Below are 20812 nucleotides of genomic sequence, written 5' to 3'. Positions count from 1 at the left end.
CAAACTTTATTGTTGTATCTGATGATTGCGAGTCGCGAGACGTCGAATGTTTAAGTGGAATATATTTATTCTGGCGCTCGGGCTGGCGCTGAACGTTTCTAACGCCGAGGCGCGACCGAAAGCGCCCGATTTTGGCCCGCCCATGCGCATCCTGATCGTGCGCGGGGAGGGACCGGATTGTCCTTCGAACTGCCCCGAATGGATTTCTTTGGAAGGGGCAATCGTGAAGGAAACGCCCGCTCTGTTTCGCAAGGCGCTGGAACAGATCGGCGCTCGAAAGCCGCAAGTGCTCATTAGCTCCGGCGGCGGCGTGGTCGTCGCCGCAATGGAAATGGGGCGTTTGCTGCGCGCCAAAGGGCTCGACGTCAGCGTCGCGCGCACGCTCGTCGAGCCGCCGGCAGAGAACACGGCGCCCAAGAAAACATCGCAGTCTGCGGTGGCGGTCGTAGAGGGCGGCAGACCCTCCATCAGCGGCGCCTATTGCGCCTCGGCTTGCCCCTTGCTGCTTGCGGCGGGCAAGGCGCGCCACGTCGCGCTTTACGCGCGCGTCGGTCTGCACAAGATGGTCATTCCGGAGCACGACGAGACGCAACATGTGCGTTATCTCCAAACGCGCACGTTGACGCTAGGCGACCAAGTGATCTCGAAGCAGACCCGCGTCGTCGGCGAGCAAGACGTGGTCACACACATCGGGCGCCATTCGACCTCGGAGAAGGACTATCGCAAGGTCGCGGCCTATCTCGATGAGATGGGACTACCGTCGGCGAAGGTCGTGGAGTTCATGCACAAGGCTTCGCCGGACGGCATGGTCTGGATGTCGCGACAGGGTCTCGCCGACACATTGCTCGCGACCGATGCGCAGCCGCCCGAGGCGGCGCTCGGTCTTGCGCCTAAGGTCGTCGCGCCGGCGCCGGCCAGAGAGGCGTCGACCGCGAGCGATTCCCGTTTTCCGCTTACCATCGGGCAACTCGGCGCGCTCGGCGTGATCGCGCTCGCCATGTTTGCGGCGATGCTGATCTCGTTCCGGCGCGGCGGATGGCCGGGCGGCGCGGACCAACGCCGCGATCCGCCTCCGCTGTCATAACGCGTCTACGCCTTGTTTTCCGGCAAGTTCAGCCTGATGTGCAGTTCGCGCAGATGCCTTATCGTCGCTTCCGACGGCGCGCCCATCAGTAGATCCTCGGCGCGCTGATTCATCGGGAACAGCGTCACTTCGCGCAGGTTTTCCTCTTCCGCGAGCAGCATGACGATGCGGTCGACCCCTGGCGCGATGCCGCCATGCGGCGGCGCGCCATATTGAAAGGCGCGATACATGCCGCCGAATTTCTCGATCAGCACATCTTCGCCATAGCCGGCGATCTCGAAGGCTTTTTTCATGACGTCGGGACGATGGTTCCGGATCGCGCCGGACGATAACTCCACGCCGTTGCAGACGATGTCATATTGGTAGGCGAGGATGGTGAGCGGGTCCTGACTTTCCAGCGCCTCCATGCCCCCTTGCGGCATCGAGAAGGGATTGTGCGAGAAGTCGACCTTCTTCTCGTCCTCGTTCCACTCATACATCGGGAAGTCGACGATCCAGCAAAATTCGAAGACGTCTTTCTTCGATACGCCGAGTTCGTCGCCGATGCGGATGCGCGCCATGCCGGCGAGACGTGCGGCGGCGGTCTCTTCTCCCGCGGAGAAGAACACAGCGTCGCCGGCCGTCGCGCCACATTTTTCAAAGATGCGATCAATGACATGCGGCGTCATGAACTTTGCGATCGGACCCGTATAACCCCTCATAGAATCCGGTTCCTCGCCCGGAATATCCCTCATAACAATGTAGCCCAGCCCCGGCGCGCCCTCGCTGCGCGCCCAGTCGTTCAATTTGTCGAAGAAGCTTCTCGGCTGGGCGGCGGCGCCCGGCGCGGGTATGGCGCGCACGGTCTTGCCTTTGAACGCCTTGAAGCTCACGTCTTCGCGGGCGAATTCCTCCGACACGTCGGCGATGAGCAGGGGGTTGCGCAAATCCGGCTTGTCGGTGCCATATTTGAGCATCGACTCGCGGAAGGAAATGCGCGGAAATTTCTGCGTGACCGCCTTGCCGTTGGCGAACTCCTCGAACAAGCCGCGCAGCACCGGCTCGATCGCGCCGAACACGTCTTCCTGCGTGACGAAGCTCATTTCGACGTCGAGCTGGTAGAATTCTCCCGGCGAGCGGTCGGCGCGCGCGTCCTCGTCGCGAAAGCAGGGCGCGATCTGGAAATAGCGATCGAAGCCGGCGACCATGATGAGCTGTTTGAACTGCTGGGGCGCCTGCGGCAGCGCGTAGAATTTCCCCGGATGCAGGCGCGAAGGCACGAGAAAGTCGCGCGCGCCCTCGGGCGAGGAAGCGGTCAGAATCGGCGTCTGGAACTCGAAGAAGCCCGCCTGCTTCATGCGCATGCGGATCGAGTCGATGATCCGGCCGCGCAGCATGATGTTCTGGTGCAGCTTTTCGCGCCGCAGGTCGATGAAGCGATATTTGAGGCGCGTGTCCTCCGGATAGGGCTGGTCGCCGAAGACCGGCACCGGCAATTCGGCGGCGGCGCCCAACACCTCGATTTCGTTGACGTAAACCTCGACCTGTCCTGTCGGCATGTCGGGATTTTCGGTGCCGGCGGGGCGCTTGCGCACCTCGCCGTCGAGCCGCACCACCCATTCGGAGCGCAGTTTCTCCGCCTGCGCAAAAGCGGGCGAATCGGGATCGACGACGCATTGCGTCAGCCCGTAGTGATCGCGCAGGTCGATGAACAGCACGCCGCCGTGATCGCGGATGCGATGGCACCAGCCCGAGAGTCGGATTTTCTGGCCGACGAGCGCCTCATTGGGCGCGCCACAATTATGCGAACGGTAGCGATGCAAGGGTCGGCTCATGGGGTGGAGGTGTAAAAGAACGGGATCCCGGAACGATCGGGCGTTTTCGCGCGCAGAAAGGGCATGGGCCATCGTCGGCTGTCAAGCCGAGCCCCGCCGGGCGGCAGCGCTATTTCCTGAAGAACGCTTCCGCCGCCGCGCTCGCCGCCTGTTTCTCCGCGCGCTTGGCCTCGAGCCGGGCGATCTCTAGCCGCAGTCGCTCGATGCGTTCGTCGAGTTCGGCGACGGACAGAAGATCGAGCGGCTGGCCGATCTCGAAAGCCGCCGGACGCGGCGCGTCATCCTGTTCGCTTTTCATCACCGCGCGACCTCGGCTGGATTTCTTCGATCACTGGCCAAAATAGCGCCCGAGGACTCAAGCGCCAACTTGTGGACGCGCGTCATTTGAGCGTAACTTCCGGCGCGCTTGATGAACCGCGCAGGCGGGGCGTCGGCGGCCGCTAGGCGCGGCCGGAAGCGTCCAAGACCGCCAAGGCGCGGCGCGTCCCGCGCCCGCCTCTCTTTCCGGACGAAATAGGTATGACCAAGTGGGTGTATAGTTTCAGCGCCGGTCGGTCCGAGGGATCGGCGTCGATGAAAGAGCTTTTGGGCGGCAAAGGGGCCAATCTGGCTGAAATGGCGGCGCTCGGACTGCCAGTGCCGCCCGGCTTCACCATCACCACCGAGGTCTGCGCCTATTTTTACGCCAACGGCAAGACCTTTCCCGCCGATCTCGCCGGGCAGGTCGACGCAGCGCTTGCCGATATCGGCCGCGTCGCCGGGCACGCCTTCGAAGATCCGCAGCAGCCGCTGCTCGTCTCCGTGCGTTCGGGCGCCCGCGCCTCAATGCCCGGGATGATGGACACGGTGCTCAATCTCGGTCTCAACGACGAGACCGTGGAAGCGATCGCGCGCAACGCCGGCGACGAACGCTTCGCCTGGGACTGCTACCGACGCTTCATCGAAATGTATTCTAGCGTCGTGCTCGGCGTCGAGCATCACGAGTTCGAGGAAGCGCTGGAGAGAATCAAAGAGAGTAAGGGCTTCGCGCTCGATACGCAGCTGACCGCCGACGATTGGCGCAAGGTCGCCGCGCAATACAAGGCGATCGTCCAACAGGCGGCCGGCAAGAGCTTCCCGCAGGATCCGCGCGAGCAATTGTGGGGCGCGATCAAGGCGGTGTTTTCATCCTGGATGAATAATCGCGCCATCGTCTATCGCGGCCTGCATAACATTCCCGAAAGCTGGGGCACCGCGGTCAATATTCAGGCGATGGTGTTTGGCAATATGGGGGCGCAATCGGCGACCGGCGTCGCCTTCACGCGTAACCCTTCGACCGGCGTGCGCGAGCTCTACGGCGAATATCTGATCAATGCGCAGGGCGAAGACGTCGTCGCCGGCATTCGCACGCCGCAACCGATCGCCCAGTCGGCGAGCCACGCCTCTGGCTTCGAGAAGATTTCACTCGAAGCGGCGATGCCGGCGATCTTCGCCGAATTCAAGGGATACGCCGACAAGCTCGAACGCCACTTCCGCGACATGCAGGACATGGAGTTCACGGTCGAGCGCGGCAAATTATGGATGCTGCAGACGCGCGCCGGCAAGCGCACAGCGCGCGCGGCGCTGAAACTCGCCGTCGACATGGCCCGCGAAGGCCTCATCGGCAAGGATGAGGCGATCACGCGCGTCGAGCCGCAGTCGCTCGAACAATTGCTGCATCCGACGATCGATCCCGCGGCGAAGCGCAATATTCTCGCCACGGGTCTGCCCGCCTCGCCGGGCGCGGCTGTGGGCGAAATTGTCTTCGATCCGGAAGAAGCCGCAAAGCTCGCCTCGAACGGCCGCAAAATCATCCTCGTGCGCATCGAGACGAGTCCCGAAGACATCGGCGGCATGCATGGGGCGGAAGGCATTCTTACCGCGCGCGGCGGCATGACCTCGCACGCCGCCGTCGTGGCGCGCGGCATGGGCAAGCCCTGCGTCACCGGCGCCGGCGCGCTGCGCATCGACTACGAGGACCAGAGCTTTACCGTCGCCGGCAAGCGCTTCGGCAAGGGCGATCGCATCACCATTGACGGCTCCGCCGGGCAGGTCATCGCCGGCGAGGTGAAGATGCAGCGGCCGGAGCTCACCGGCGAATTCGCCGTGCTGATGTCCTGGGCGGACCAGAAGCGGCGTTTGAAGATTCGCGCCAACGCCGAAACGCCGTCAGACGCGCGCGCCGCGCGCCGTTTCGGCGCCGAAGGCATTGGCCTCGCGCGCACTGAGCACATGTTTTTCGAAGGCGAGCGCATTGTCGCGGTGCGCGAGATGATTCTCGCCGATGACGCCGAAGGGCGCCGCCTCGCGCTGGCGAAACTGCTTCCCATGCAGCGCGAGGACTTCAAGCAGCTTTTCGAGATCATGTCGGGCCTGCCGGTCACGATCCGTCTGCTCGATCCGCCGCTGCATGAATTCCTGCCGCATTCGGATGCCGAGATCGCCGCCGTGGCGAAGGCGATGGGCGCCGATCCGGTGAAGCTGCGCCGTCGCGCCGCGCAGCTTTCCGAATTCAATCCGATGCTCGGCTTTCGCGGCGTGCGGCTCGCCGTCATCTTCCCAGAGATCGTCGACATGCAGGCGCGTGCGATTTTCGAGGCGGCGATCGAAGCCAGTCTTTCGACGGGCGAACCGGTCGACATCGAGATCATGGCGCCGCTCGTTTTCACGCGCGCGGAACTCGATCTCGTCAAGGCGCGCGTCGCCGAAATGGCGAAGCTCGTCGAGGGCGAGACCGGGATCAGGCCGAACTATCACGTCGGCACCATGATCGAACTGCCGCGCGCGGCGCTGCGCGCCGGCGACATCGCGCCATCGGCGGATTTCTTCTCCTTTGGCACCAACGACCTGACGCAAACGACGCTCGGCATTTCGCGCGACGATTCGGGCTCCTTCCTCAACGCCTATCTTGAAAAGGGGCTGCTGCCGGCCGACCCGTTCGTGACGATCGATCAGGAAGGCGTCGGCGAGCTTGTGCGGCTTGGCTGCGACCGCGCCCGTGCGGCGAATCCGACGATTACGCTCGGGGTTTGCGGCGAGCATGGCGGCGATCCGGCGTCGGTCGCCTTCTTCGACAAGATCGGCTTCGACTATGTGTCCTGTTCGCCGTTCCGCGTGCCGATCGCGCGGCTCGCCGCGGCGCAGGCGGCGCTCGGCGAAAAGGCGTCGAGCACGGCCTAAGGACGTTCCATACAAAAGGCGCCGCAGATGAGCGGCGCCTTTCGTTTCCATCGACTTTCTTACTTGATCATTTTCACGGTGCGGCCGACTTCGGGCGCGCCCTGTTCGCCTTGCGGCGCGATCCAATCTGGAACCCAGGTCAGCGCAACCACCACGAAGAACGCAAAGGCCGCGACCCACATAATGATCTTGCCGAGTTCCGCACCACTGTGCACTGCGAGCGCCATATCAGACCCTCCTCGATGCTGAAAAGCCACGCCGCGATGGGGCGTTAACGCCGTCTTTCGCGTGCGGCTTTGCTATGCCCCGGATGTGGCGTCGCCCGGCCTCAAATCAAGCGGTCAAGTTCAAAGAATGTCAGCTAAACCATTGCTTTATACGCTGCGCTGCAGATTCAGCGCCAGCAGTTTGGCGAGAGATGCTTGGCTACTCTTGGGGTCACGATGTAACGCGTCGACTTTCCGCCGTCATGGCCGGGCTTGTCCCGGCCATCCACGCCGCCACCACGCGCAGCGGCCTCGCGTGGATACCCGCGACAAGCGCGGGCATGACGCGCTGAGAGAGCCTTGATCGCCTGCCGTTGGCTGGGTCGTCGAAGTTCGAAACGCTGGCTGCTTCTTCACCCCGCCTTACGCGCTCTCCAGCTCCTGGTCGCGGTGGTTCATCTCGAAGCGGCGCACGATCAGCCGCACGAGATACAGGCCGAACTCGGGGTTTTGAAAATAAAGCTGTTCGAACTGCTCATAGGTGATGACGAGCAGACTGACGTCGCCGATGCAGCGCGCCGTCGCGGTGCGTTTGCCGTGGGTCGTAAAGAGCGCCATCTCGCCGAAAATCGCGCCGGGCGAGAGAATCGCGCCGCGTTCGACGATTTCAACGCGTCCTTCGACGACGACGAAGGCCTCGTCGGCGTCGTCGCCCTTCAGGAAGACCGCTTCGCCGGCTCGCAGCGTGCGCGGATGCATGAAGGGCTTCAGCCATTCGATGTTCAAGTCGGTGCCGTTGGCTTCCCGCACGCTGGCGATGAGCTTGCGCATTTCGCGCATGCGGGTGAAGTTGAGCGGCAGGTTGATCGCATGTTTGGCGATCGTCGGCGGGCTGGCGATGATGAGCCCCAAGGTCACGCCCAGCACATTGCCGAGCATCGCCGTGATGCGCAGCGGGATCATCCGCTTCATGTAAGCGGCGCCGACGACCGTCGACGCTTCCGCCCAGGCGAGCGCCGTCAGCGCCGCCGCGCCGACCGTCTTTCCCGTATCCGACGCAGCCCAGCTCATTAGCGTATCGATCAGTTCCGACATTTCAGCTTCCATCCTTACGCCGCGCTTAACCTTTGCGCGTATTCAAGACAAGCGTTCAAAAAGCGTGCGGGACTGGACTTTCCCATGCGCTTTCGCACATTCGCTCCATGCGACAAACGAGCCGAATCCTGCGGATCGACACATCCGGGCGCGGATTTTACGAATTCACCGAGGCCGTCCGCGACTTTGCCCGCGGCGCCCGCATGACGCAGGGGCTGGCGACGGCGTTCTGTCGCCATACGTCCGCGTCGCTGCTCATTCAGGAAAACGCCGATCCCACCGTGCTGCGCGATCTCGAAGCCGTCTTCGCAAGGCTCGCGCCGGAAGGCGCGGATTACGCCCATGATACGGAAGGCGCCGACGACATGCCGGCGCATATTCGCGCCGCGCTCACGCAGACGCAGCTCTCGATCCCCCTCATTGGCGGCGCGCTGGCGCTTGGAACTTGGCAGGGCGTCTTTCTTTTCGAGCACCGCCGGCGGCCGCACCGGCGCGAGGTCGCGCTGCATCTGATCGGCGAATGATCGCGCCGCTGCGTCATTCTGGCACGATCGCGTCGCCGCGCCGGCAACGGTTCCGCAAGGCTAATGAACGATAAGATTTTGCGAAGGATCGCATCCGGGGCGGAGCGGCGCAAATCGCGGCGCCTTGCCAGACGCGCCGTCGCACATGGATCAGTCTATGCGTCGTCAGTCGAGAACGCGTTTCGTGCGCAGAGGGGTTGCGCCCTGGGTCTTTAGCGTAACGGCGCCATGGGCGCTCGGCGTCGGCGTGCTGGTCTCCTTCACCGCGGTCGCCGGGCAGGACCCCGTCGCCGATTGGCGCGTTTCTCCGCTCGCGGCGCGCGCGCCAGGGGCGCTGACGCTCGGCTTCAGCGAGGCGGCAAGCGGCGATTACGGGTTCTATGGCCAAACGCGCGCCCAAATCCAGCAGGCGCGCCTTATCGTCGGCGGCCCGGAGGAGGGCGTAGTCCTCGACGAGCGCGAGCCGCACGTCGATCTTAAGCCCGATGTGAAGCATTTTCCCCAGGTCGATCGGCGCCATAAGGGCGATCCGGTGGTCGCCATGCGGCCTGGGTTCGAGACCCGCCGGCCGCAGCCGGCGAATTTGGGGCTGAGCGAATCGCCGCCGCTCTCCTTCGGCCTTGAGGGCAAGTCGACGCGGCCGACGGCGACGCCGCTTGCGCCGCGCGGCAAAACCCCGGGCGACGAAGCGCTCGAAGAGGCGGACGCGGGCTCCGCCGCGCCAGAGCCGGCGACGACGCAAAAGTCGATGGCGGCCGCCTCGCCGGCGCAGAGTTCGTCGATCTCGACGCCGACCGGCGCCGACGCGCCTCGCGACATTGGGCGGGAGGCGCTCACCGAACGCGCCCTTCATGGCGCATCCCCGCAGACGCCGCGCGCCGCCGCGCTGGGGTCGTCGACGCCGGCGCAGCCGGACGCCGTGCCCATCGAAGTGTCGTCTTTCCCCGGCGCGACGCTGGCGCTGTCGACGCCAGGGAAGGATTTGGGCGCGTCACGTCCTGATTATGCCGCTTCGATCGATCCGGAAAAGCTTGGCCGCGAGGCTCGCTGCCTGGCGGAAGCGGTCTATTTCGAGGCCCGCAGCGAGCCCGAGGCCGGGCAGGCCGCCGTCGCCCAGGTCGTGCTCAACCGTGTCCAGAGCGGCCTCTACCCGTCGAGCGTTTGCGGCGTCGTCTATCAGAACCGGCGCCACTATCGCGGCTGCCAGTTCTCCTTCGCCTGCGAAGGCAAGTCGCTCCGCATCACCGAAGGCGACGCCTGGGAACAGGCGGTGCGCGTCGCCAAGGAGGTCATGGTCGGTCGAACCTACATCTCCGACGTCGGCCGTTCGACGCATTATCATGCCAATTACGCCCATCCGCGCTGGGCGCGCGCGCTCAGAAAGATGGACGTCATCGGCAGGCATATTTTCTACCGGCTGAAGCCGGGACAGACGTAGGAGCTGTAGGGAACAATTCAGATCGAATTTGAGGAGACCAAGTTCGACTTAATTCCCTCCTACCACTTTCTTCGTCACATGGGGTCCAACCATCCCCGGAAAGAATGCTTGTATGCTGGCCTCGTTAAAGGGCAGCCGATATTCTTTGGTGTCGTCTCTTATGACAAGATTGAACCTAGCCCATGTGGAAAGGAAATCTTGTTCCGTGAGCCCCTCGGGCGGGTTAAATTTTGCAATTAGTTCAATGGGTGCGCCGGGAGGTATCAAATTTATTGCACCGATTTCAAGAATTTCACGTTCTGCGATGATTTCCAAAGATATTTCGGTACCCTTTAACGCCGATCGGATAGCTGCCGAAACCAGTCGGACTTCTCGTTGAGATGCGTTCGTTCCATGAAATCTCATCGAGTAAACATTTCTACCCGATAACGGGCCGCCTTCGAGCGTTGTATTATAGAAAAACTGTAGAGGTCCCTCGTCTTGCGTCGCCTTTTTTGAGTTGTCTACAGCACCGCCTATGCCCTGTCCGTTCCAAATTATGAGTCCGGCAGCTCCCATGGTGATAAGGAGCATGAGGGCAGTGCCGAAACTTCCAACGACGAAAAAATGCCAAGCGTGCAAACCGAACTTTCCTTCGGAAAGGCGGCGGCTATTAAACCGACGCGCATAACCCGCTGCTGAGACTATCAACATGATCGTTCCCAGCACAGCTAGAAAAACAGCAATCCCTTGATCTATATAGCCGCTCATTTGAGCAGCCAACGCAAGAAGATAAGATGCCCCAGAGGCTAGTAATTTCATCATTCGTCTCTATCACGACTCCGTTCGCGTCGCTTGCCGACCACCGGTTGACGATTGCGCTGTAAAATTTTCCTCTTTGCCACGTCTGAGAATAAGTCCGGCGAATATGCCTCGGCAGTCACTCGATAAGCCGCGCGCGAACGAGCCCGCGCACCGAATTGCCGAGAAAAAACTCGGACCCCGAAATATCTTCGAGCCGCAGGATCGACTCGCGGGCGCGTCCTTGCGCGATTAGCGCGGCGCGCAGCGTTCCGGGCAGCAGGCCGCTGGAGAGCGGCGGGGTCAGCAAAATCTCGCCCTGAGACGCGAAGAGGTTGCAGCGCGCCGCTTCGCAAAGTTCGTCGCGCTCATTTTGAAAGAGAACTTCATCGGCCCCGCAGCGCTGCGCCGCATCAGTGAGCGCGTCTTCATAGAGCGCGCGCCGCGTCGTCTTGTGCCGCAACAGCGGATCGGCGGAGGAAAAGCGCCGCTTTGCGACGGCGACGCGCCAGACGGCATCGGGCGGAATCGGCTCGATCGGCGTGACGCTGGTTTCGATCGTTCCCTCGCGCGCAAGGACCAGCCGCACGCGAAGGCGCCCGCTCGACGCCCCCACGACAGCGGCGTTCAGCGCGTTCCGGACTCGCGCCTCGTCATGGGCGAAGCCGAGCGCGGCGCTCGACGCCGCAAGCCGCGCGAGATGTTCGGGCAGGAGTCGAAAGCCTTCGTCGCGCGTCCACAGCAGCGTTTCGATCAGGCCGAAGTCGTTCTCGCGCCCGTCAGAAAGCGCGCCTTGATCAGACATTCCTCATACTCTTCGCGCGCGCGGGAGTCGGCGACGACGGCGGAGCCGACATTGCAAACGAGGTCGCCTTCCGGAAAAATGGTGAGCGTGCGGATCGCGACGTTGAAACGAATGTCGCCATCAGGCGCGATGACGCCGAGCGCCCCGCAATAGACGCCGCGCGCGGCGCATTCGAGATCGCGGATGATCTCCATCGCGCGGATCTTCGGCGCGCCGGTCACCGAGCCGCACGGGAAAAGCCCGGTGAACAGATCCTTCAGCGTCACGTCGTCGCGCAGCCGCGCCTCGATGCCCGACGTCATCTGATGCAGCGTCGGATAGGTCTGGATGGTGAAAAGATCCGTCACTTTCACCGTGCCGACGAGGGCCAGGCGCGATAGATCGTTTCGAAGAAGGTCGACGATCATCAGATTTTCGGCGCGGGATTTTTCGTCTTCGACGAGATATTGCGCGCGCGCCATGTCTTCGGTCGGCATCACGCCGCGCTGTGCGGTGCCTTTCATCGGGCGGGCGCGAATGTCGCGATCCTGCGCCTCGAAGAATACTTCCGGCGAGAGCGAGACGACGGTTTCGGCTTCCAGCGCGACGACGCCGCCATAAGCGACCGGCTGGCGCTTGCGCAGACCGCGATAAAGCGAAAGCGCATCGCCGTCATAGCGTCCGTACATCGGGAAGGTGAGATTGATCTGATAAACGTCGCCGGCGAAAATATAGTCTCGGCACTTGTTGAATCGTTGGGTGTACTCCTCCTGAGTCCAGGCAGGGGAAAGCGGAATGTTCGGCGCCGCGCTCTCGGCAGGCGGCAGCGACCAGGGTCGCGGCGCTCGAAACGCGCCAAAGAGGAGCAGCGGCGTGCGCGCGTTGGGCGTCGCTTGAGCGGCGAATTTGGGCTCCAGCGCATAGCCGAGCTCGTAGCCGGCATAGCCGGCGAGGTAGAGGCCGCGCCTTGTCGCCGCCTCCATGCGTTCGAACGCCGCCGCGACGTCTTTCGCCGCGCGCGCGACGATGATCTCCTCCGGCTCCTCGAACAGCAGCGCCTGTCCGTCGCTGCGGCCGTCCTCGAAAACGACGTAAGGCCGCGCCGGCGCGTCTTTTTGCGTCAGGACGGCGGGGCGTTCGGCGGCGTCTTGCATTTTTGGCGGGGCTCGCAATGGAATGTGATGTTACATCAGCCGTCTCCAGTTATGAAACGCCGCATCGTCGCGCAACCTCCCATCCGCTTTGCTCTCGCTGCCCGCGCGGGCTATGACGGCCTATGTCGACATCCGCGCCGCTCCGCTTCCTCTTCATCGGCGACGTTCTGGGCCGTTCGGGCCGCGCGGCTTTGTCGCGCTTTGTCCCCCGGCTGCGCGAAAAATGGGCGCTCGACTTCGTCGTCGCCAATGGCGAGAACGCCGCTGGAGGCTTTGGCATCACCGAAGCCATCTGTGAGGAAATGCTCGGCCTTGGGGTCGATTGCGTCACGCTCGGCAATCACGCCTTCGATCAGCGCGAGGCGCTGGTCTTCATCGAACGCCAGCCGCGGCTGCTGCGCCCGGTCAATTATCCGCCGGGAACGCCGGGACGCGGCGCCGGCCTCTATACGGCGGCGCGCGGGCAGCAGGTGCTCGTCGTCAATCCGATCGGCCGCGTCTTCATGGACGCGCTCGATGATCCTTTTGCCGCCATCGAGCGCGAGCTGGGCGCCTGCCCGCTTGGCGTGGGATGCGACGCCATTTTTATCGACATGCACGCCGAGGCGTCGAGCGAGAAAATGGCGATGGCGCATTTCGTCGACGGCCGCGCGTCCGTGGTGGTCGGCTCGCACACGCATACGCCGACCGCCGACGCGCAGATTCTGCCTGGAGGCACCGGCTATCAGACGGACGCGGGCATGACGGGCGATTACGACTCCGTCGTCGGCATGGACAAGGAGGAGCCGCTTCGCCGGTTCCTGCGCAAGACGCCCGGCGCGCGCTATGAGCCGGCGAATGGCGAGGCGACCTTCTGCGGCGTGGCGGCCGAAATCGGCGCCGACGGACTGGCGACCATGATCTCGCCGGTGCGGCTCGGCGGCCGGCTGCGGGAAGAGTGGCCGAAAGAATGGGACGCGTCGTGAGCCGCCGAGGGCCGCTCTACCCAGAGGCAGTAAGCTCAATTAAATAGCCCATCGAGCAGCGCCCCCGGGCGCGGGCCCCGGAGCGCGCGAATATGAAATGGGAAGATCTCCAGTCGTCGGACAATATCGAGGATCGTCGCGGCCCCGGACCGATGATGGGGGGCGGGCCTCGCATGGGCGGAGGCGGCATCGGCCTTGGCACGATGGTGATCCTTGGACTGATCGGCTGGGCGCTCGGCGTCAACCCTGCGATTCTCATCGGCGGCGCACAGATGATCAACAATATGCGCCAGGAGCGCGAAGCGGCGCTGCCGCGCCAAGAGGCGCCGCGGCAAAGCGCGCCGACCGATCAAATGGGGCGTTTCGTCGCGAAGGTGGTCGGCTCCAACGAGCAGATCTGGTCGCAGGTGCTTCCCGAGCAAAAGGGCGTGCGCTTTCAGCCGCCGCGGCTCGTGCTCTTTAGCGGCTACACCCAGTCGCGCTGCGGCGCGGCGCAGGCGGCGATGGGGCCGTTTTATTGTCCGCTCGACCAGCGCATCTATCTCGACACGTCCTTCTTTAGCGACATGCAGCGGCGCTTCGGCGGCGGCGGCGATTTCGCCTACGCCTATGTGATCTCTCACGAGATGGGCCATCACATTCAGAACCTCATGGGCATTCTGCCGAAGATCCAGCGGGCGCAGCAAATGGCAGGCAGCCGCTCGGAAGCCAATGCGCTTTCGGTGCGCGCGGAGCTGATGGCCGATTGCCTCGCCGGCGTCTGGGCCAACAACGCCAACAAGCAGAAGCCCATTCTCGAGGAAGGCGACATTGAGCAGGCCGTCGCTTCGGCGCAGGCGATCGGCGACGACCGGCAGCAAAGGGCTACGCGCGGCTATGTCGTGCCGGATAGCTTTACGCATGGCTCGGCGGCGCAGCGCACGCAGTGGCTGCTGAAAGGCTTGCGCACGGGCAGCATCGACGCCTGCAATACATTCGCGCGCTGATCGGCCGGACGCTGCGCCTACAGGACGCGGCGGGCGCGGGTCGTCAGATCGGCGCCCCGCATCTTTCGCACAAGTTGCGCCAGATCCGCGCCTTCGGCGGATGAGAGCGCGCTCTTTGGCGCAATGAGCCCGACCGGACGCGCCAGGGCCGGCGCAAGGCGGGTGATCAACGAATCGGGCGCCAGCCGAATCGTTCGGGCGCGGCTGGCGTCGCCATAGGCGAAAAAATCCTGCGCTTCCTCGGCAAAGCCGCGCTCCACGGCGAACCCCGCCAGCAGAAGGAGAAGATGGTCGCGCCGCGCCGCTTTCAGCGCCTGCGCCAGGCCCTCGGCGGCGTGCGGCGCTTCGATCAGCGCGCAGCCGGCTTCATCGGCGATCCCGTCCAGGCCTCGTCCCGGCGCGGCGAGGATCAGAGCGTCGGCAATCAGTCCTTGGACGCACGACTCGACGAGCGAACCGAGGCTGCGCGCCACGGCCTCCCGGCGCAGCGGGGCGCGGGGAGAGTCGAAGGCGATCAGCGCGGCGGTCAGCATGTCGCTGACATAGCGGAAACCGGGGCGCGGCGGAATGCGGCGCCCTATTACCGGGCGCGGCGTCCATCTTGTGAGCGGCGCCCATTGCGCGGGCGGCGGCCTTCGGTCACCATCGCGCCATGCCCTCCGCCTTCCCGCTCGAAATCCTCACGACGGATCAAATGGCTCGCGCCGATCGCCTGACGATCGAGAGCGGCGTGCCGGCGATGTCGCTGATGGAGAGCGCCGCCGCGGCGATCGCGCGTGCGACCAGCCAAATTCTTCAACGCACCAGCGGGCGGCGGGTCTTGGTGCTCTGCGGTCCGGGCAACAATGGCGGCGACGGCTTCGTCGCGGCGCGGCTGCTGCGCGCGCAGCGCTATAAAGTCCGCGTCGCCTCCCTGACCCCGCTCGACCAATTGCGCGGCGACGCGGCGCGAGCGGCCGCCGCCTGGCCCTGCCCAGTCACGTCAGCGCTCGACTGCAGCTTCGACGGCGTCGATCTCGTTATCGACGCTCTGTTCGGCACGGGCCTCGCGCGCGATCTCGATTCGAACGCCAGCGCGCTCGTCCGCCGCTTGAATCGCTGGCGGCGCGAAAGCGGCCAGAACGTCGTCGCCGTCGATATTCCAAGCGGCGTTGACGGGACGACCGGCGCGGTGCGCGGCGCGGCGGTGGAGGCCGACGCGACCGTCACCTTCTTTCGCGTGAAGACCGGCCATCTGCTGTTGCCCGGCCGTCTGCATTGCGGCGCGCTCACTTGCGCGCATATCGGCATTCGACCCTCCGCGCTCGATTCGCTCGCCGTTGAGACTTTCGTCAACATGCCGCAGCTCTGGCGCGCCGCGCTGCCCCTGCCGCAGGTCGAGGGCCACAAATATTCGCGCGGCCATGCGCTGGTCGTTTCGGGCGGAGCCTCCTTTACAGGCGCCGCGCGGCTTTCGGCGGCGGCGGCCTTGCGCGCCGGCTCGGGTCTCGTGACGCTCGCCAGCCCAATTGAAGCGCTTGCGGTCAACGCCAGCGCGCTCACGTCGGTCATGGTTCGGCCGGCCGACGGCGCGAAGGGCCTCGCCAAGGTTCTCTCCGACGAGCGCAAAAATGCCGTCGCCATCGGTCCCGGGCTAGGCGTCAGCGAGGAAAGCTGCGCACAGGTCGAAACGGCGCTTGCGCCGCAGGCCTATCGCCGCGCCGCGGTCCTCGACGCGGACGCGCTCTCGAGCTTCGCCGGCTATCCAGAGCGGCTGTGGCGCGCAACGCGCGCTGCGCCGGGTCCAGTGGTGATGACGCCGCACGCCGGCGAATTCGCACGGCTCTTCGCCGCTTGCGAGAGCGATTGCAGCTGCCGCTCGAAACTCGACAAGGCGCGTGAGGCGGCGCGCGCCAGCGGCGCGGTTGTGCTCTTCAAGGGAGCGGATACCGTCGTCGCCGCGCCCGATGGACGCGCCTCCATCCTTCCTTATGCGACGCCCTGGCTCGCCACGGCGGGCTCGGGCGACGTCTTGACCGGCGTTATCGCCGGCTTGCTGGCGCAGCGCATGGACGGCTTCCTCGCGGCGTCCTGCGCCGCCTGGATGCATGCGCGCGCCGCCGAGATTTTTGGTCCCGGTCTAATCGCCGACGATATCATCGCCACGTTGCCGCAGGTGTGGCGGGAGCTCTGCGCGGCGCAACAAAAATAGGCGGCCGAAGCGAGCGGTTTTCTCTTGTCCGTTTCGCGCGCGTGGCCCTATGCGAGGACGAGTTCGCGGACTTGTCGTGACCTCAAGAGCTTCGTAGACTCGCCCCTGCTTGAGCGAGGGCGCTCGACGCCGAGGATGATCGCCTTAGTTCGCGCTCTTGTTACGAGCGGCTTCGTTGCTGTCACATCGCTGTCGCAACAGACCGCTTTTGAGGCGACAGCTGAAAGAAAAACGGGCCTTATGAAATCCTTCGAAAAACTGTTGCTTGAGAACAAAGCCTGGGCCGAGGAAGTCTGTGAGCGCGATCCCGGCTATTTCGAGCGTCTCGCGGCCGATCAGAAGCCCGAATTCCTGTGGATCGGCTGCTCCGACAGCCGCGTGCCCGCCGACATTATCGTCAACGCGCTGCCGGGCGCGATTTTCGCGCATCGCAATATCGCCAATCAGGTGATCTGCACGGACTTCAACTGTCTCAGCGTCATCCAATACGCTGTGCAGGTGCTCAAAGTTCCGCACGTCATCGTCTGCGGTCACTATAATTGCGGCGGCGTTCGCGCCGCCCTTGACCGACAGCGCCCCGAGTTGTCGCTGCTCAATAAATGGCTGATGCATATTAAAGACATCTATCGGATGCATAGAGAAGAGATCGACGCTCTCAACTCTCAGACAGAACGCGCCGATCGGCTCGTCGAAATCAATGTCATCGAGCAAGTGATGCGTCTGTCGCAATTTTCCATTGTGCAGACCGCCTGGAAGGAAGATCAGCGGCCGATGCTGCACGGCTGGGTGTTCGGGCTCGACGATGGGATCCTGCATGAGCTCATCACGCTGCCGCCGGGCAGCGACGTCGACGTCATCTATCAGCAACATGGCGGGGATTTCTAACCGACCGCGCGGCATAAAACCGCCAATAAGGAGAATTCAGGCGTGTTCAGGAGACATCTCGACTACTACGTCCGCTACCTCGATCATGACATTCCGGCGGGGGTCGTGGTGTTTCTCGTCGCGGTGCCGCTGTGCCTCGGCATTGCGGTTGCTTCCGGCGCGCCGCCCTTTTCGGGAATTATCGCGGGGATCATCGGCGGGCTCGTCGTCTCCTTGATTAGCGGTTCGCAGTTGAGCGTTTCGGGTCCTGCCGCAGGCCTGACCGTCATTGTCGCGACCGCGGCCGAAAAACTCGGCTTCGACGCCATGCTGCTTGCGGTGGCGCTGTCGGGCCTCCTGCAATTGGGGATGGGCTTTCTGCGGGCGGGCGTCATCGGCGCGTTTTTTCCGTCGGCCGTCATCAAGGGCATGCTCGCGGCGATCGGGTTGATCCTGATCATGAAACAATTGCCGCACGCGGTTGGCTACGACGCCGACGCGGAAGCTGACTTGTCGTTCCTCGAAGACGACAGCCACACGCGTCTCTCCTTTATCTTTGACGCCTTTCGCTCCTTTTCGACGGGAGCGGTGATCGTTAGCGTCGTCTCCCTCGCGATCATGCTCCTTTGGGATACGCCCTACATCAAGAAGCATCGCTACCTTTCGCTCGCGCCCGGTCCGCTGGTCGCCGTGTTGTTTGGCGTCGCCTATAACATCGCGGCTCAGACGCTGTTTCCCTCTTTGGCGATCGCGCCGCAGCATCTCGTCAATCTTCCGGCCATCTTTGGACCGATCGATTTCGCGCGGGAGTTCAGCTTTCCGGACTTTACGCGGCTGATCGATGTCCAGATCTATGTGACGGCCGCCACTTTGGCGCTGGTCGGCAGCCTTGAAACTCTGCTGAGTCTCGAAGCGGTCGATAAGCTCGACCCGCTCAAGCGCATCGCGCCGACCAATCAGGAACTCAAAGCCCAGGGCGTCGGTAATTTCCTGAGCGGCTTGTTGGGCGGATTGCCGATCACTGCAGTGATCGTGCGCAGCTCCGCCAGCATCGACGCTGGCGCGCACACCAAGGTGGCGTCCTTTGTCCACGGCGTGCTGCTGTTGCTCAGCGCGATGTTCCTGGCGAGCGTGCTCAACATGATTCCTCTCGCCTGTCTTGCTGCGGTGCTGCTCCTGACCGGCTACAAACTCGCGAAGCCGAAGCTCTTCGTTCAGCAATATGACAAGGGCTTCAACCAGTTCGCGCCCTTCGCCGTGACGGTCGGCGCTATTCTTTCGACGGATCTCCTCAAGGGCATGGCGATCGGCATGGCCGTGGGCCTGTTCTTCGTGTTGCGCGCGAATTACCACTCCGCGTTCACGCTCACGCGCGACGGCCGGAACTACCTGCTACGCCTGCAAAAGGATGTATCCTTCCTCAATAAGGCGCAGCTGCGCAACTTCCTCGAGGATGTCGAGGAAGACAGCTATCTGGTGATCGACGGCACGCGCGCCGGCTTTATCGATCAGGACATCATGGAGACGATTCAGGATTTCATCAAAGCTGCGAGCGATTACAATATCCGCGTTGAACTCAAGGAAATGCGGGGCCTGCAGCCGGTCAACGGATTGGTCCCCGCAGAATAGCGCCGCGGCGAGTCACATTGATCTCAGCGCGCGGCGGGAAAAATCGCAGGCGGCGAATTTTGAGTCGAGCCTGCAGGATTTCCTGTAGTAGCGACGCGCGAGGGCAACGCTTTTCTTTACGCCCTCGCCGTTGCGGTACGCCTGTCCGAGCATAGCGCATCCCCAATGATCGCTTTTGTCGCAGGCGATCTTAAAGCTGCGAAATTGACAGCGCTCATTGGCCTTTGCCGACAGCGACTCGAGCGGATCGCCCTCTTCGGCGGCGTTGCGCATATGCGCGGCGCGGTTGGTGCAGCCGGAGGCCTTGCCAAGCGCACAGGCCATTGCGAACATGAGCTGCGCGTAGCGCGGCGCGATGACGCTTTCATTCTCCTGAAACGCGAGCGCCAACCGGAAGCAGTGTTCGCCGCTGCGCTTACCAATGCAGGCTTGATAGCATTCCTCAGGGCGGGCTGCGCAGTGATCGCGCGTGACCGCTTCATCTCCCAGGAGCAATCCGCCAAGCGAGGCTTCCTTACGGAAAACGTCCGCCGGACAGGCGCGGGCGCTGGATTGCAGCGTCTTGTCGCGATCCATTTCGCCTGTTGCGCGGCGGGCGCCATCGGCGTCGAAGGATCCGTCTTTCACGTCGGCGACGGCTGCGCCGACTCCCAGGAGCGCCGCTATTCCAATTGTTAGCACAAGGCGAAACGAGCATCTGCGCTGGCGCATGGCGATGTGGCTCCCGTCGATCGAGGGGCGCGCTCCATTTGTGATTCATGTCGCGCCCGATCGGCTCTGCTAACAAGAATTGGCGCTTGGGCGGATGCGGCGGCGCACAGGCCGCGCGATTGGAACGCTTATGGCGAGAAGCCCTCGAAGACGATCTGATCGGTCCATTCTCGCGCCCGCGCCGCTATCTCGGGCGAACGCACGGTCCAGGTCGTTACGGGAATCTTGAGCGCGTCGCGCAACAGCAGGGGAATGGCGTGCGGAAGATCGCGCACGCGCCAAGACAGGAAATCCGGCAGCGTGCGCTGGTAGTGCAGAAAGTGCGTGAGCTCCGCGCGCTGCGCGGTGGACAGCTGCGGCCAATCATCCGCGTCGTAATGCGCCTCGCCGACGATGCCGAGCGGCCGATGCGCGATCCCAAGCGCCGCGGCGCGCGCGCGAAGAAACGCGATCTGATCGGGATCGAAACTTTCGATGGCGACTGGCCCCTCGTAACGCGCCAACGCCTGCGCCGTGCGCTGCGCCGCGGCAGTGTCGCCATCGAAGGCGCTCTTGATTTCCACAATGATCGGCGTTCGCCCAGCGATAGCCGCGAGAAACTCGGAAAACGTGGGAATGGCGTCACTGGCGCCGCGCAGCCTCAGACGACTGAGCTCATTCGCGCTGCGCATCGCGACAGCCCCGGCGCTTTCGGTCAGGCGCTCCAGCGTCTCGTCGTGAAATACGACGAGTTCGCCGTCGGCTGTGAGTTGCACGTCGCATTCGACGCCAAAGCCGGCGGCGATCGCCGCGCGGGCGGCCGAAATCGAATTTTCGATCACGCCCTTGCGGGCGTCATGCAGTCCGCGGTGCGCGATCGGCCGCGCCGTCAGCCACGAAAAATCACGGGGGTTCACGGAAGAATCTCGAAGATTCCTTCCACTTCGACAGCGGCGTCGAGCGGCAATTGCGCGACGCCCACGGCGAAGCGCGCATGTTTGCCATTCGCGCCCAGCACGGCCGCGACGAGATCGGAAGCGCCGTTGACGACTTGCGGCAGCGAAGCGAAGTCGGGCGCGCTGTTGACATAGCCGCCGAGCCGCACGGCGCGCAATTTCGCAAGATCGCCGGTGGCGGCGTTGGCTTGGGCGAGGACGTTGAGCGCCGCCTGACGCGCGGCGGATTGCCCCGCCTCAAGCGAAACGCCAGCGCCGAGCTTGCCTTGATGCGCCGGGTCGACGCCATTGGAGCCGAGCGGCAGCTGTCCCGATATGAACAGTAAAGCGCCGGTGCGCACAAAAGGAACATAGTTAGCGACCGGCGCGGCCGCGGCGGGCAGCGTCAGTCCCAGCTCTTTCAGCCGCGCGAGCGGGGTGTCGGACGATGCGGTCATAGCGCCTCTTCAAAGAG

General features: G+C 63.8%; 20 protein-coding genes. 9 read left to right on the top strand and 11 right to left on the bottom strand.

Features of this window, described 5'->3' with window-relative positions:
- The first annotated feature begins 46 nt into the window (after positions 1-46).
- Positions 47-1084, top strand: coding sequence for a COG3904 family protein (locus NEI07_RS07105; RefSeq protein WP_256033662.1), 1038 nt, complete (start codon positions 47-49; stop codon positions 1082-1084).
- Positions 1085-1089: 5 nt separating this feature from the next.
- On the opposite strand, the gene aspS is transcribed toward NEI07_RS07105, so the two are convergent.
- Together aspS and NEI07_RS07095 are read right to left on the bottom strand one after the other, a co-directional pair.
- Complete coding sequence (aspS, locus tag NEI07_RS07100) at positions 1090-2886, bottom strand: aspartate--tRNA ligase (RefSeq protein WP_256033661.1); 1797 nt, start codon at positions 2884-2886, stop codon at positions 1090-1092.
- Positions 2887-3007: 121 nt separating this feature from the next.
- Positions 3008-3196: a DUF1192 domain-containing protein gene (locus NEI07_RS07095; protein WP_256033660.1), complete on the bottom strand. Its 189-nt coding sequence runs from the start codon at positions 3194-3196 to the stop codon at positions 3008-3010.
- A gap of 221 nt (positions 3197-3417) precedes the next feature.
- Between NEI07_RS07095 and ppdK the strand changes: the two genes are divergently transcribed.
- Positions 3418-6096 (top strand): pyruvate, phosphate dikinase, encoded by a 2679-nt coding sequence (gene ppdK / locus NEI07_RS07090; RefSeq protein ID WP_256033659.1) that lies wholly within the window; start codon positions 3418-3420, stop codon positions 6094-6096.
- Positions 6097-6155: 59 nt separating this feature from the next.
- Here ppdK and NEI07_RS07085 read toward each other — a convergent pair whose 3' ends face one another.
- Together NEI07_RS07085 and NEI07_RS07080 are read right to left on the bottom strand one after the other, a co-directional pair.
- A complete protein-coding gene (locus NEI07_RS07085) occupies positions 6156-6323 on the bottom strand; it encodes a hypothetical protein (RefSeq protein ID WP_170162532.1) in 168 nt (55 codons plus the stop codon).
- A 402-nt stretch (positions 6324-6725) separates the two neighbouring features.
- Positions 6726-7397, bottom strand: coding sequence for a Crp/Fnr family transcriptional regulator (locus NEI07_RS07080; protein ID WP_256033658.1), 672 nt, complete (start codon positions 7395-7397; stop codon positions 6726-6728).
- 107 nt (positions 7398-7504) lie between these two features.
- Between NEI07_RS07080 and NEI07_RS07075 the strand changes: the two genes are divergently transcribed.
- Positions 7505-7921, top strand: a complete 417-nt coding sequence (locus NEI07_RS07075) for a secondary thiamine-phosphate synthase enzyme YjbQ (RefSeq protein WP_014890629.1) — start codon at positions 7505-7507, stop codon at positions 7919-7921.
- Positions 7922-8078: 157 nt separating this feature from the next.
- On the top strand, positions 8079-9359 hold the full coding sequence (locus NEI07_RS07070; RefSeq protein ID WP_256033656.1) for a cell wall hydrolase: 1281 nt from the start codon (positions 8079-8081) through the stop codon (positions 9357-9359).
- A gap of 48 nt (positions 9360-9407) precedes the next feature.
- Here the strand turns inward: NEI07_RS07070 and NEI07_RS07065 are convergent, their stop codons facing one another.
- The 3 genes from NEI07_RS07065 to NEI07_RS07055 form a co-directional block, all read right to left on the bottom strand.
- Complete coding sequence (locus tag NEI07_RS07065) at positions 9408-10160, bottom strand: hypothetical protein (RefSeq protein WP_256033655.1); 753 nt, start codon at positions 10158-10160, stop codon at positions 9408-9410.
- A 118-nt stretch (positions 10161-10278) separates the two neighbouring features.
- Positions 10279-10944, bottom strand: a complete 666-nt coding sequence (locus NEI07_RS07060) for an aminotransferase class IV (protein WP_256033654.1) — start codon at positions 10942-10944, stop codon at positions 10279-10281.
- Entirely contained in the window at positions 10893-12077 is a 1185-nt protein-coding gene (locus NEI07_RS07055; RefSeq protein ID WP_256033653.1) for an aminodeoxychorismate synthase component I, read from the bottom strand. Before NEI07_RS07055 ends, NEI07_RS07060 begins: the two co-directional genes overlap by 52 nt.
- A gap of 122 nt (positions 12078-12199) precedes the next feature.
- Here NEI07_RS07055 and NEI07_RS07050 point away from each other — a divergent pair, with 122 nt between their 5' ends.
- Together NEI07_RS07050 and ypfJ are read left to right on the top strand one after the other, a co-directional pair.
- Positions 12200-13042 carry a TIGR00282 family metallophosphoesterase gene (locus NEI07_RS07050; RefSeq protein WP_123176775.1) on the top strand — a complete coding sequence of 281 codons (843 nt, stop codon included), beginning with the start codon at positions 12200-12202 and terminating at the stop codon, positions 13040-13042.
- A 92-nt stretch (positions 13043-13134) separates the two neighbouring features.
- The gene (gene ypfJ / locus NEI07_RS07045; protein WP_256033652.1) at positions 13135-14028 is read left to right on the top strand and encodes a KPN_02809 family neutral zinc metallopeptidase; all 894 of its coding nucleotides are present in this window, start codon (positions 13135-13137) and stop codon (positions 14026-14028) included.
- A gap of 17 nt (positions 14029-14045) precedes the next feature.
- Here the strand turns inward: ypfJ and NEI07_RS07040 are convergent, their stop codons facing one another.
- A complete protein-coding gene (locus NEI07_RS07040; protein ID WP_256033651.1) occupies positions 14046-14561 on the bottom strand; it encodes a transposase in 516 nt (171 codons plus the stop codon).
- 119 nt (positions 14562-14680) lie between these two features.
- Between NEI07_RS07040 and NEI07_RS07035 the strand changes: the two genes are divergently transcribed.
- The 3 genes from NEI07_RS07035 (at position 14681) to NEI07_RS07025 (ending at position 18712) form a co-directional block, all read left to right on the top strand.
- A complete protein-coding gene (locus tag NEI07_RS07035) occupies positions 14681-16219 on the top strand; it encodes an NAD(P)H-hydrate dehydratase (protein ID WP_256033650.1) in 1539 nt (512 codons plus the stop codon).
- Positions 16220-16459: 240 nt separating this feature from the next.
- Positions 16460-17104, top strand: coding sequence for a carbonate dehydratase (gene can / locus NEI07_RS07030; RefSeq protein WP_256033649.1), 645 nt, complete (start codon positions 16460-16462; stop codon positions 17102-17104).
- A gap of 42 nt (positions 17105-17146) precedes the next feature.
- Entirely contained in the window at positions 17147-18712 is a 1566-nt protein-coding gene (locus NEI07_RS07025; RefSeq protein ID WP_256033648.1) for a SulP family inorganic anion transporter, read from the top strand.
- Positions 18713-18724: 12 nt separating this feature from the next.
- Here the strand turns inward: NEI07_RS07025 and NEI07_RS07020 are convergent, their stop codons facing one another.
- The 3 genes from NEI07_RS07020 to NEI07_RS07010 all read right to left on the bottom strand — a co-directional run bounded on the left by NEI07_RS07020 (position 18725) and on the right by NEI07_RS07010 (position 20795).
- The gene (locus tag NEI07_RS07020; protein ID WP_256033647.1) at positions 18725-19423 is read right to left on the bottom strand and encodes a tetratricopeptide repeat protein; all 699 of its coding nucleotides are present in this window, start codon (positions 19421-19423) and stop codon (positions 18725-18727) included.
- A 128-nt stretch (positions 19424-19551) separates the two neighbouring features.
- Positions 19552-20319 carry a glycerophosphodiester phosphodiesterase family protein gene (locus NEI07_RS07015; RefSeq protein WP_256033646.1) on the bottom strand — a complete coding sequence of 256 codons (768 nt, stop codon included), beginning with the start codon at positions 20317-20319 and terminating at the stop codon, positions 19552-19554.
- Positions 20316-20795: a RidA family protein gene (locus NEI07_RS07010; protein ID WP_256033645.1), complete on the bottom strand. Its 480-nt coding sequence runs from the start codon at positions 20793-20795 to the stop codon at positions 20316-20318. The genes NEI07_RS07015 and NEI07_RS07010 overlap by 4 nt, the downstream gene beginning before the upstream one ends.
- Between the last annotated feature and the right edge of the window lie 17 nt (positions 20796-20812).

Origin of the sequence: Methylocystis suflitae, assembly GCF_024448135.1 — a bacterium.
Classification (GTDB): domain Bacteria; phylum Pseudomonadota; class Alphaproteobacteria; order Rhizobiales; family Beijerinckiaceae; genus Methylocystis; species Methylocystis suflitae.
The sequence above is the reverse complement of the archived record's forward strand: the minus strand, read 5'-3'. Positions and strand labels throughout refer to the sequence as shown.

Coding starts and splice junctions, on each gene's coding strand:
- NEI07_RS07105 (WP_256033662.1), top strand. CDS start 47: ATGTTTAAGTGGAATATATTTATTCTGGCGCTCGGGCTGGCGCTGAAC.
- NEI07_RS07095 (WP_256033660.1), bottom strand. CDS start 3,196: ATGAAAAGCGAACAGGATGACGCGCCGCGTCCGGCGGCTTTCGAGATC.
- ppdK (WP_256033659.1), top strand. CDS start 3,418: ATGACCAAGTGGGTGTATAGTTTCAGCGCCGGTCGGTCCGAGGGATCG.
- NEI07_RS07085 (WP_170162532.1), bottom strand. CDS start 6,323: ATGGCGCTCGCAGTGCACAGTGGTGCGGAACTCGGCAAGATCATTATG.
- NEI07_RS07080 (WP_256033658.1), bottom strand. CDS start 7,397: ATGTCGGAACTGATCGATACGCTAATGAGCTGGGCTGCGTCGGATACG.
- NEI07_RS07075 (WP_014890629.1), top strand. CDS start 7,505: ATGCGACAAACGAGCCGAATCCTGCGGATCGACACATCCGGGCGCGGA.
- NEI07_RS07070 (WP_256033656.1), top strand. CDS start 8,079: ATGCGTCGTCAGTCGAGAACGCGTTTCGTGCGCAGAGGGGTTGCGCCC.
- NEI07_RS07065 (WP_256033655.1), bottom strand. CDS start 10,160: ATGAAATTACTAGCCTCTGGGGCATCTTATCTTCTTGCGTTGGCTGCT.
- NEI07_RS07060 (WP_256033654.1), bottom strand. CDS start 10,944: ATGTCTGATCAAGGCGCGCTTTCTGACGGGCGCGAGAACGACTTCGGC.
- NEI07_RS07055 (WP_256033653.1), bottom strand. CDS start 12,077: ATGCAAGACGCCGCCGAACGCCCCGCCGTCCTGACGCAAAAAGACGCG.
- NEI07_RS07050 (WP_123176775.1), top strand. CDS start 12,200: ATGTCGACATCCGCGCCGCTCCGCTTCCTCTTCATCGGCGACGTTCTG.
- ypfJ (WP_256033652.1), top strand. CDS start 13,135: ATGAAATGGGAAGATCTCCAGTCGTCGGACAATATCGAGGATCGTCGC.
- NEI07_RS07040 (WP_256033651.1), bottom strand. CDS start 14,561: ATGCTGACCGCCGCGCTGATCGCCTTCGACTCTCCCCGCGCCCCGCTG.
- NEI07_RS07035 (WP_256033650.1), top strand. CDS start 14,681: ATGCCCTCCGCCTTCCCGCTCGAAATCCTCACGACGGATCAAATGGCT.
- can (WP_256033649.1), top strand. CDS start 16,460: ATGAAATCCTTCGAAAAACTGTTGCTTGAGAACAAAGCCTGGGCCGAG.
- NEI07_RS07020 (WP_256033647.1), bottom strand. CDS start 19,423: ATGCGCCAGCGCAGATGCTCGTTTCGCCTTGTGCTAACAATTGGAATA.
- NEI07_RS07010 (WP_256033645.1), bottom strand. CDS start 20,795: ATGACCGCATCGTCCGACACCCCGCTCGCGCGGCTGAAAGAGCTGGGA.